Here is a 2,316-nt window from a genome sequence, read left to right as displayed (position 1 = left end):
CGCCGTTCATCGACGCCATCGGCTCCAAGGTCAACATGATGGAGACCGTGCTCGACGTGCCGAGCCAGGAAGTCATCACGCGCGACAACGCCATGGTGACGGTCGACGGCGTGGTCTTCTATCAGGTGCTCGACGCGGCGAAGGCCTCCTACGAGGTCAACAATCTGAAGATCGCGGTCCTCAACCTCACCATGACGAATATCCGCACGGTGATGGGCGGCATGGATCTCGACGAGCTTCTCTCGCAGCGCGATTCCATCAATGCGCGGCTGCTGACCGTCGTGGACGAGGCGACCCATCCCTGGGGGCTCAAGGTCACGCGCATCGAGATCAAGGACATCGCGCCCCCGCGCGACATCGTCGATTCCATGGCGCGCCAGATGAAGGCCGAGCGCGACAAGCGCGCCGCGATCCTCGAGGCGGAGGGAAGGCGCCAGGCGGCCATTCTCGCGGCCGAGGGACAGAAGCAGGCCGCCATTCTGGAGGCCGAGGGCAGGCGCGAAGCGGCCTATCGCGATGCCGAGGCGCGCGAGCGCCAGGCGCAGGCCGAAGCGAAGGCGACGCAGGTCGTGAGCGACGCGATCGCGGGCGGCAATGTGCAGGCGATCAATTATTTCGTCGCCTCGAAATATGTCGATGCGCTGAGGGACGTGGCCGCCGCGCCCAATCAGAAGCTCGTGCTGATGCCGCTCGAAGCGGCGAGCGTCATCGGCGCCATTGGCGGGATCAGCGAGCTGGCGCGCGAGGCGATGGGCGGAGGGCATGACGGCGCGCCGCGCCGGCCGCAGGGTCCGCGCCCGTCCTCGGGCTCCGTTCCGCCCGTCTCGAGCGGGAGCTAGGCGATGCCCGATATCGCTCTCGAGGAAATCGGAATGTGGACCTGGTGGGTGCTTGCCGCGGTCTTCGGCATACTCGAGCTGCTGGTGCCGGGGGTTTTCTTCATCTGGCTCGCCGCCGCCGCCGCCATCATTGGCGCGCTGCTGCTCGTCGTCGATTTCCCGGTCACGGTTCAGGTGGCGCTCTTTGCCATGCTTTCAGTCGCGGCCGTTTGGGCGTCGCGGCGCTATTTCAGCCGCCATGCGATCGAGACGGATCGCCCGCTGCTCAATCAGCGGGCGCAGAGCTATGTGGGGCGCACATTCACGCTCGAACAGCCGATCCACAACGGGCGGGGAAAGATCCGCATCGGCGACACGTTCTGGCTCGTGGAGGGGCCGGATCTGCCGGCCGGCGCCGATGTGCATGTGACGGGCACCGAGAGCGGCATCCTGATCGTAGAGGCGGTCCGCTGAAACCCGCGATCAGGCGGGAAGACAGGCCGTGCCGGACAGCGCGCCATGGGTTGCGCGGACGCTTCGCGTCTCGTTGAAGTCGCGGCAGCGCCGCCCGTCCTTGTCCCGGTATTCGCGGGTGGGCGTGATCGTGCCTGAAGCCTGTTCGGCGGCGGTCGACCAGCGCACACTCTCGCCGATCGGAACATCCATCAGTTTAGCCATGGCGCGGCGATGCTCGGAGGCCGCAAGGCCCGAAAGCGTGGGGCCGTTGGAGCCGCCCACCGCATAGCCGACGGCAAGCCCGGCAATGACGGCTGCCTTGAAGCCGCCGCCCGCGCCGAAGGCCGAGCCGAGGAGGGCGCCGCCGCCGGGACCGATGAGGCCCGAGCCGCGATCGTCCACCGGCAGTTTGACGAGGGGGACGGGCCGCTTTTCAGTGACCTCGGGCTGGGGGGCCGTGCTTTGCGCGCAGGCCGCAAGGGCGAGGGCGGAGCAGACGAGGATGTGGAGGCTCTTCATGGTCAGTCCTTCTTGAGGAAGGGCATGATGATCCGCCGCAGCGCCGGGCTCAGCGCCGCGAGCGCGCCCAGGATGAGGGTCAGGATGGGCAGGTTCTGCGCCGATCCCCTGACGAGGCCGAGAAGTCCCATGCTCAGCTCGTCGAGGCGCTTTTCAAGGATTTCGAAGTCGCGGCGGATTTCGCGCCTCGCGTCCTCCACGGCGCGGTTCGCCAGTTCCATCTCGAGGCGCGCCGCGCGTCCCTCCTTCTTGCTGGCGCCGAGAAGGAGCGCGATGGCGGCGAGAACGACGAGTACACCGCCCATGATCGCCGCCGCCCATGCGGGGCCGTAAATCTGCGACAGGGCGGAATAGGCCGCGAGCACCAGCATGATGATGGCGAGCGTCACGAAGAGCGCGCCGAGGCCGAGCCAGGTCGCGCGGCGGGCGAAGCGCTTGGCCTCGATTTCGGCGCGCAGCAGTTCCGCTTCGGCGAGGCGGCGCATATTGGGGGTCGGATCGAGCATGGCGGTTCTCCTATCGC

4 protein-coding genes are annotated in these 2,316 nt (G+C 67.7%); 2 read left to right on the top strand and 2 right to left on the bottom strand.

Translation table 11 applies throughout. The annotated features are described in order from the left end of the window. Both PKA57_RS14870 and PKA57_RS14865 read left to right on the top strand, forming a co-directional pair. Positions 1–839, top strand: an 839-nt coding sequence (locus PKA57_RS14870) for an SPFH domain-containing protein (RefSeq protein ID WP_324301937.1), incomplete at its 5' end; no start/stop codon positions are given. 3 nt (positions 840–842) lie between these two features. Further along, positions 843–1,292, top strand: coding sequence for an NfeD family protein (locus tag PKA57_RS14865; protein WP_324301935.1), 450 nt, complete (start codon positions 843–845; stop codon positions 1,290–1,292). A 9-nt stretch (positions 1,293–1,301) separates the two neighbouring features. On the opposite strand, the gene PKA57_RS14860 is transcribed toward PKA57_RS14865, so the two are convergent. Continuing rightward, entirely contained in the window at positions 1,302–1,793 is a 492-nt protein-coding gene (locus PKA57_RS14860) for an RT0821/Lpp0805 family surface protein (protein ID WP_324301933.1), read from the bottom strand. A gap of 2 nt (positions 1,794–1,795) precedes the next feature. Next, positions 1,796–2,299, bottom strand: a complete 504-nt coding sequence (locus tag PKA57_RS14855) for a phage holin family protein (RefSeq protein ID WP_324301931.1) — start codon at positions 2,297–2,299, stop codon at positions 1,796–1,798. Positions 2,300–2,316 lie beyond the last annotated feature (17 nt).

The organism is Parvibaculum sp., from assembly GCF_035325945.1.
In the GTDB taxonomy this organism is placed as follows: domain Bacteria; phylum Pseudomonadota; class Alphaproteobacteria; order Parvibaculales; family Parvibaculaceae; genus Parvibaculum.
Note: the sequence above shows the minus strand (reverse complement) of the source record. Positions and strands in the feature narration are given on the sequence as shown.